Consider the following 6,594-nt stretch of genomic DNA (forward strand, 5'->3'; position numbering starts at 1 on the left):
CCTATTCCCACTCGATCGTGCCAGGGGGTTTGGAGGTAATATCCAAAACAACGCGGTTAATACCAGGGACTTCATTGACAATGCGATTAGAAATTGTCTCTAGGACAGAGTAGGGAATCTTTGCCCAGTCCGCTGTCATACCGTCCTCACTGGTGACAAAGCGCAGAACTACAGGATGGGCGTAGGTACGCCTGTCCCCCATCACCCCCACTGTGCGAATTGTCGGCAACAAAACCGCAAACGCCTGCCACAGAGAATTATAGAGACCCGATCGGTTGATTTCCTGCCGCAAAATCATATCCGCTTCCCTGAGCATTTCCAGACGTTCAGGAGTGACTTCCCCAATGATGCGAATGGCTAGACCAGGACCGGGAAAAGGTTGGCGGCGAACAATTTCATCCGGCAGACCCAGGGCTTTACCTACTTTGCGCACCTCATCCTTGAACAACTTGCGTAAAGGCTCTACCAACACAAACCTGAGATTAGGGGGCAACCCACCCACATTGTGATGACTTTTAATTTTGACCGCGATCCGCTTACCCGTTACAGGGTCCACATTTGTGCCCGCCGACTCAATCACATCAGGATAAAGCGTTCCCTGGGCAAGAAAGTCAAAGGGACCTAGCCGCTGGGACTCCTCCTCGAAAACCTTAATAAACTCATAGCCAATCCGTTTCCGTTTCTCCTCTGGGTCAGTTACTCCCTTCAGCCGGGCTAAAAAGCGGGCACTGGCATTGACATACTCCACTGGAATGTGGAACTGCTCCTCAAACAGCTTCAACAATCGTTCTGGCTCCTGTTTGCGCATGAAGCCCTGGTCAATGAACATGCAGGTCAGCCGATCCCCGATTGCCCGGTGCAACAAAAACGCCAAAGTAGAGGAGTCCACTCCCCCTGACAGCGCCAACAACACCCGCTTATCCCCTACCTGCTGGCGGATGTCTATAATTGCCTCTTCGATAAAGGCATCCGTTGTCCAGGTCGGTTCACAGCCACAGATGTGATAGACGAAATTGCGGATAACTGCCATTCCCCCCACCGAGTGTTGCACTTCGGGGTGAAACTGCACACCGTAGAGACGCTTGCCGTGATGGACAATTGCCGCGTAGGGTGTATTATCGGTGTGGGCAAGGCGGGAAAAACCAGGGGGCAATACCTCCACCGAGTCGCCATGACTCATCCACATGGTAGTGCCATCCTCCACGTTAGTCAGGAGGTCAGTGGGGTCATCGATCGTCAAGGGCGCTCTGCCATATTCTCCCCGATCGGATTTGACCACCTTTCCGCCCAGCGCTTGCACCATTAACTGCATCCCGTAGCATACCCCCAAAACCGGAATGCCCAAATCCCAGATTTGTTCATCGCAAGCAGGCGCTCCCGCATCGTAGACGGAGTTCGGTCCCCCCGATAGGACAATACCCTTTGCCCCCAGCGCCAACAACTTAGTCGCCGGTGTAGTGTAAGGTAGCACCTCCGAATAAACTTGAGTTTCGCGAATTCGCCGTGCAATCAGCTCCGAGTACTGGGAGCCAAAATCCAGAATGGCAATGATCGGTGTACTACCCATTCAGCCCCCTCCCACAATCGTCACCACTTCTAAGCGGTCATCTTGCTGCAAAATCGTTGTCTCCCAAAATTGGCGATGGAGTATCTCTCCATTGTATTCCACCGCCACTAGGCGTGGGTTAATCCCCCAGAACTGTAGCGCTTGACTGAGACTCAGTTGGGGCGGGCATTCCCGCTTTTCTCCATTGACCCTAAGGGTGATCATTCTGGTAGACCGATCGCTACAGGAGAATCTAACCTAACAGCGGAGGTAGGGGTAGCAGGGACTAGGCAAACGAGGAAGATAGCAGGAATTACACCTAGTACAACAGCCAACAATGTAGGTAATAGAAATCCAGTCCCCAGCTGTAAAAGCGTAATACTAGCACCGAAAGCAAAATTGACCAAGTACACCGTCAGGGGAAACAGCAACTGGGAACGGCTGAGATACACAGGCTCTGTCCGCCAAAACAGAGAAGCCACCGCCATAAACAGCGCTCCTGTACCCAGCCAGCCCGTGAGGTTGCGATAGGGCATCCCAAAAAATTCTCCCCCATCCTGAAACTCCCAGAAGGGATAACTAGCCTGACTCATGGCTGGGTCAAGCACAAAATCCCAAGCTGTCAGAAGCACTGCCCCGATCGTGATTCCGCCAATCAGCTGAGCCAGTCCGTTAATCCCCTTAGCAGCGAGGGCTGCCCGTCCCAGCAGGTAGCAGACAAACCCCATGTAGAACCAGGACAGAGGGATAGTAAAGGGTACCAATCCGGCAATCTTGTAGCCCAGCCCCTCCAGGTAGGCATAGTGTCCAAAGGGAAAACCCGTACTTGTGCCTAGCAATTCACTGCCCAGGGAGAGGAAAATAGCTGGTAAAGCAAAAGTCAACAAGCGATTTCCTCCCACCGTCTGCCAACCGTAGAGAGCCACTGCAATCGCCCCTAGAATGATATAGACTGCGCCGCCACCCGTCATACCCCAGGCAAAAATCTGCATACCAAACTCCGAAAGGTGCGCTACAAAGTCAGGATTAGGCAATACCCACAGCAGTCCCAGCACCCCAAACACCATAGACGCGATGTGCAGTCCCAGCATAATACGACTGACTTGACCCATGCACCTTACTCCCCAGCTTTTGCTTGAAATTTCTTAATATTACCAATATAGGACAGTTTGTGCCCCGTAGCCTAGACCTTAGTGCTGAATTACTCAAATACCACTGTCCGCCGCGCTTCTGGCTGTCCGTAGGTTAGGACACGTCGTTCCAGATGCAATCGCACTGCCCGTGCCAACACTATGCGTTCCAAGTCTCTGCCCTTACGGATCAGGGAAGCAACGGTATCGCGGTGAGAAACCCTAATGACATCCTGTTCAATGATTGGACCCTCATCCAAGTCTTCCGTGACATAGTGGGCAGTGGCACCGATAATTTTTACCCCCCGCTGGTGGGCACGCTGGTAGGGGTTAGCACCTGGGAAGGCTGGCAGAAAGGAGTGGTGAATATTGATGACCTCTGGAAATTGTTGGAGAAAGTTAGTGCTGAGAATTTGCATATATTTAGCTAACACCACCAGATCAATTTGATATTGGCGCAATAGCTCCAGCTGCTCTTTTTCCCGTTGTAATTTTGTATCAGGGGTGATAGGGATGTGGTGGAAATTAATATTAAAGTCATGGGCAATAGGCTCTAGGGTAGTATGGTTGCTGATGACAACAGGAATCTGGGCATTGATTTCCCCCGCTTTCTGACGCAAAATTAGGTCATACAAACAATGATCCTGCTTAGAGACAAAAATAGCTAGGCGGGGAATCCGATCGGAAAAATGCAACTGCCAACTTAAACCGATAGCTTCTGCCAACTGTTGAAATTCTGCTGCTATGGTTTCCCTGGGAAGACTAAAATCTGTCAAATCCCATTCCAAGCGCATTAGGAATAAACCTGCTTCTTGGTCAACATGCTGGTCGGCATCAATCACATTACCGTTATGGGCAAACACCCAGTTAGAAATTTTTGCTACCAGACCCCGCTGATCGGGACAGGAAATCAAGAGAATTGCTGTTGCCATTAAGTCATTTGTAAGCGCCAAAGTTAATTTATACCACTAGCCGCTAACTCCAACCCTGGCGGGCAATCTCTAAAATCTAACACCCTCGGAGGTAATGTTTGCCCTTGACAAATGATTGTCCGAAATGTGTCATTGCCTTTAGCTTTCCCCACAATTCCGACAAAATGTAATTGCTTATTCTTGTGCCTGGCTATAGTAGCTGCCCCTGTTACTTCGCCCCCTGCCAGGAGCTGTACAGTGTAGTGATAATTCGGTGTAGTTTGGCTGAGGTTAAGCCACTCAATTTGCAAGTCGGCTAGACGATCGGTCAATCGTCCCTTTTCCACATAGAAAGCCACCTGGGAACGGCATAGCAAAGTGACAACCTCTAACGCCCTTTGAGGTTCCTCATCCCTGGTACTACAGCCCAACGATAGGAAAATAGCCAGTCCTAGGCTAGAAAGGTACCTCATCGGGCGGTAATTCTGGCATAGGGGGTAAGTCATAGACATCCGTTTCTACCCCACCAGGGCTGTAGGTAGAAGCAGGCTCAGCCACTGCGGCAGTTCTGGGTAAGGATTTTCCTAAGGGATACACCCGTTGCGCCACTAGTTCCGCCACCTTCTCCTTGTAGTTACCCCGATCGACCAAGTTCATTTGCAGTCTGCCCTCAATGAGGACGTGATCACCGCGATGGTAATTTTCATGGACTTCTGTAGCTAAGTTGCGCCAGCAGGTGACTTTCAATCGATTGGGGGGGTCTTCTGGTCTGAGGCTAGGAAACTGCACCAAAAAGCCAGTTACAGGGATTTGCCCCTCAGGGGTCGCCCGCAGTTCTGGTTCACTTAAAATTTCCGCTGCCACCGTAAAAGAATTCATCGCCAACACTCCAGCATAAGTGGGAGATTTTGTGTCATCATTTTAATCCAACCTGCTCAACAAGAACAGATGCGCCGCATTGCTATTTTTACAGAAACTTTTGTGCCCAAGGTTGATGGCATCGTCACTCGTCTAAAATACACAGTGGAATATTTGGTGAGGTTAGGGGATAAAGTGATTGTATTTGCCCCCGCTGGTGGGATTAGCGAATACAAAGGCGCAGAGGTTTACGGTATTTCTGGTTTTCCCTTGCCTCTCTACCCAGAACTAAAGCTGGCAATCCCCCATCCTGGCATTGGCGCAAAGTTAGAGCAATTTCGTCCTGACATTATCCATGTCGTCAACCCTGCAGTGTTGGGCTTAGGCGGACTATTTTTTGCCAAAGCAATGAGAGTACCTCTGATAGCCTCCTACCATACCCATCTGCCCAAATACCTACAACACTACGGGTTGGGCTTTTTGGAAGGAACAATGTGGGAACTGATTAAAACCGCCCATAACAGTGCTGCCCTCAACCTCTGTACCTCAACTGCCATGGTGCAAGAACTGAAAGCCCATGGGGTAGAAGTAGTTGACCTCTGGCAACGGGGAGTCGATACAGAACAATTCCACCCTCGCTTCCGCGCATTAGAAATGCGGCACCGTCTAACTCAAGGACATCCAGAGGATCATTTGCTGTTGTATGTTGGTCGTCTGTCAGCGGAAAAAGAAATCCAACGCCTCTTACCAGTCCTGAAGGCAATCCCGCGGACTCGGTTGGCACTAGTAGGGGATGGTCCCTACCGATCGGAATTGGAGCAAATTTTCAGCGGTACTCCAACCTATTTTGTTGGCTATCTTCAGGGAGATGAACTAGCCAGTGCCTTTGCCTCCAGTGATGTCTTTCTCTTTCCCTCCCGCACAGAAACATTGGGTCTAGTTTTATTAGAAGCAATGGCAGCAGGTTGTCCAGTAGTAGCAGCCAGAGCAGGCGGTATTCCCGATATTGTTACTCCTGGTGTAAACGGCTATCTCTTTGACCCCAACCAAGAAGACAGCCTAATCACAGCTACCCAGAATGTACTGACCCAGGACACCACCTCCCTAAGAGAACAAGCTAGACTGGAAGCAGAGAAATGGAGCTGGGAAGCCGCCACCCGACAATTGCAACACTATTACGACAAAGTAATTGCCAGCAGCGATGCCCCTCGTTAACACTCCTAGTTTAATAGCTTTAGCCCGATCGGGTTTTGTTGTCTCCTTTCCCACTGACACTGTCCCCGCCTTAGCCGTTTTACCAGGACAGGGGGAGCAAATTTATCGTCTCAAACAACGCCCTCAGCACAAACCATTGATTCTTATGGCAGCCACCTGGACAGAACTGCAACCCTACCTAGAGGGGAGACACCCAGCCTGGGAAAAGGCAGTCAGCGACTACTTACCTGGAGCTTTGACAATTGTTTTGCCCGCGAGTCCCCTAGGGCGATCCCTCAACCAAACAGACACGATCGGTATACGTATTCCTGCCTTCCCCATTGCCCTTAATATTTTGCAACAAACCGGACCATTACTCACCACGAGTGCCAACCTAAGTGGTACAGACCCACTGCCAAGTATGCGTGCAATTGCCGCAACCTTTCCCAGTGTATTTGCCTGGGGCGAGGGAGAACCCGATCGGGTTTTTGGCAGTGGTAAACCATCCACTGTAGTCAAGTGGGAGCAGAACCAGTGGCAAATTCTGCGCCAGGGAGAGGTAAAGCTTGCAGAGCAAACTACGGAGATAGATGGTTGAAAGTTATCCTTAAAACAGAATAACTACTACTGCAAATTAATCACAGAACACACACAAGTCTATTGCTAGTGCAGGTGTCTAGTAGCTTGCCCATAAAAGCCTGCTCTCAAATAAAGAGGTCAACTCCAGCCTAAGTTGCTTTATGTGCTACTTCTAACCCCCACCCAAAAAGGAGCTACCTGGAACAACAGAAACTTAGAGTAGAGAAGAAAGACTCATCTCTACGAGTCAAGTCAAGACACAACCTCTTCATCGGAAATTTACCTAACTAGGCGTTAGCCTCAGTCTTTGTTTTTTTCGTCTGGCTTTGATGACTTTTCTGCCCGCTGGGGTGGACATTCTCGCCCTAAATCCCGA

9 protein-coding genes are annotated in these 6,594 nt (G+C 50.1%); 2 read left to right on the plus strand and 7 right to left on the minus strand.

Annotated features, from left to right (window positions below; all coding sequences use genetic code 11):
• Window position 1: 1 nt before the first annotated feature.
• The 6 genes from guaA to NZM01_08740 all read right to left on the minus strand — a co-directional run bounded on the left by guaA (window position 2) and on the right by NZM01_08740 (window position 4,466).
• Window positions 2-1,567: a glutamine-hydrolyzing GMP synthase gene (guaA, locus tag NZM01_08715; protein ID MCS6960118.1), complete on the minus strand. Its 1,566-nt coding sequence runs from the start codon at window positions 1,565-1,567 to the stop codon at window positions 2-4.
• Window positions 1,568-1,771: a sulfur carrier protein ThiS gene (gene thiS / locus NZM01_08720; protein MCS6960119.1), complete on the minus strand. Its 204-nt coding sequence runs from the start codon at window positions 1,769-1,771 to the stop codon at window positions 1,568-1,570.
• Window positions 1,768-2,658, minus strand: a complete 891-nt coding sequence (locus tag NZM01_08725; GenBank protein MCS6960120.1) for a carotenoid biosynthesis protein — start codon at window positions 2,656-2,658, stop codon at window positions 1,768-1,770. The genes thiS and NZM01_08725 overlap by 4 nt, the downstream gene beginning before the upstream one ends.
• 89 nt (window positions 2,659-2,747) lie before the next feature.
• The gene (gene purU, locus NZM01_08730) at window positions 2,748-3,608 is read right to left on the minus strand and encodes a formyltetrahydrofolate deformylase (protein ID MCS6960121.1); all 861 of its coding nucleotides are present in this window, start codon (window positions 3,606-3,608) and stop codon (window positions 2,748-2,750) included.
• Window positions 3,609-3,631: 23 nt separating this feature from the next.
• Complete coding sequence (locus NZM01_08735; GenBank protein ID MCS6960122.1) at window positions 3,632-4,093, minus strand: type IV pilin-like G/H family protein; 462 nt, start codon at window positions 4,091-4,093, stop codon at window positions 3,632-3,634.
• The gene (locus NZM01_08740) at window positions 4,044-4,466 is read right to left on the minus strand and encodes a single-stranded DNA-binding protein (GenBank protein MCS6960123.1); all 423 of its coding nucleotides are present in this window, start codon (window positions 4,464-4,466) and stop codon (window positions 4,044-4,046) included. The genes NZM01_08735 and NZM01_08740 overlap by 50 nt, the downstream gene beginning before the upstream one ends.
• A 69-nt stretch (window positions 4,467-4,535) precedes the next feature.
• Here NZM01_08740 and NZM01_08745 point away from each other — a divergent pair, with 69 nt between their 5' ends.
• Window positions 4,536-5,660: a glycosyltransferase gene (locus NZM01_08745; protein MCS6960124.1), complete on the plus strand. Its 1,125-nt coding sequence runs from the start codon at window positions 4,536-4,538 to the stop codon at window positions 5,658-5,660.
• A complete protein-coding gene (locus NZM01_08750) occupies window positions 5,647-6,237 on the plus strand; it encodes an L-threonylcarbamoyladenylate synthase (protein ID MCS6960125.1) in 591 nt (196 codons plus the stop codon). Before NZM01_08745 ends, NZM01_08750 begins: the two co-directional genes overlap by 14 nt.
• Before the next feature lie 264 nt (window positions 6,238-6,501).
• Here NZM01_08750 and rpmH read toward each other — a convergent pair.
• Window positions 6,502-6,594: 50S ribosomal protein L34 (gene rpmH / locus NZM01_08755; protein MCS6960126.1), on the minus strand; the 93-nt coding region annotated here is incomplete at its 5' end.

Origin of the sequence: Pseudanabaenaceae cyanobacterium SKYG29 (assembly GCA_025055675.1) — a bacterium.
GTDB lineage: Bacteria > Cyanobacteriota > Cyanobacteriia > Pseudanabaenales > Pseudanabaenaceae > M5B4.

Excerpts from the sequence above, each read along its gene's own strand:
- NZM01_08750 (MCS6960125.1), top strand. The coding sequence starts at position 5,647 with ATGCCCCTCGTTAACACTCCTAGTTTAATAGCTTTAGCCCGATCGGGT.
- thiS (MCS6960119.1), bottom strand. The coding sequence starts at position 1,771 with ATGATCACCCTTAGGGTCAATGGAGAAAAGCGGGAATGCCCGCCCCAA.
- NZM01_08735 (MCS6960122.1), bottom strand. The coding sequence starts at position 4,093 with ATGACTTACCCCCTATGCCAGAATTACCGCCCGATGAGGTACCTTTCT.
- NZM01_08745 (MCS6960124.1), top strand. The coding sequence starts at position 4,536 with ATGCGCCGCATTGCTATTTTTACAGAAACTTTTGTGCCCAAGGTTGAT.
- purU (MCS6960121.1), bottom strand. The coding sequence starts at position 3,608 with ATGGCAACAGCAATTCTCTTGATTTCCTGTCCCGATCAGCGGGGTCTG.
- guaA (MCS6960118.1), bottom strand. The coding sequence starts at position 1,567 with ATGGGTAGTACACCGATCATTGCCATTCTGGATTTTGGCTCCCAGTAC.
- NZM01_08725 (MCS6960120.1), bottom strand. The coding sequence starts at position 2,658 with ATGGGTCAAGTCAGTCGTATTATGCTGGGACTGCACATCGCGTCTATG.
- NZM01_08740 (MCS6960123.1), bottom strand. The coding sequence starts at position 4,466 with ATGAATTCTTTTACGGTGGCAGCGGAAATTTTAAGTGAACCAGAACTG.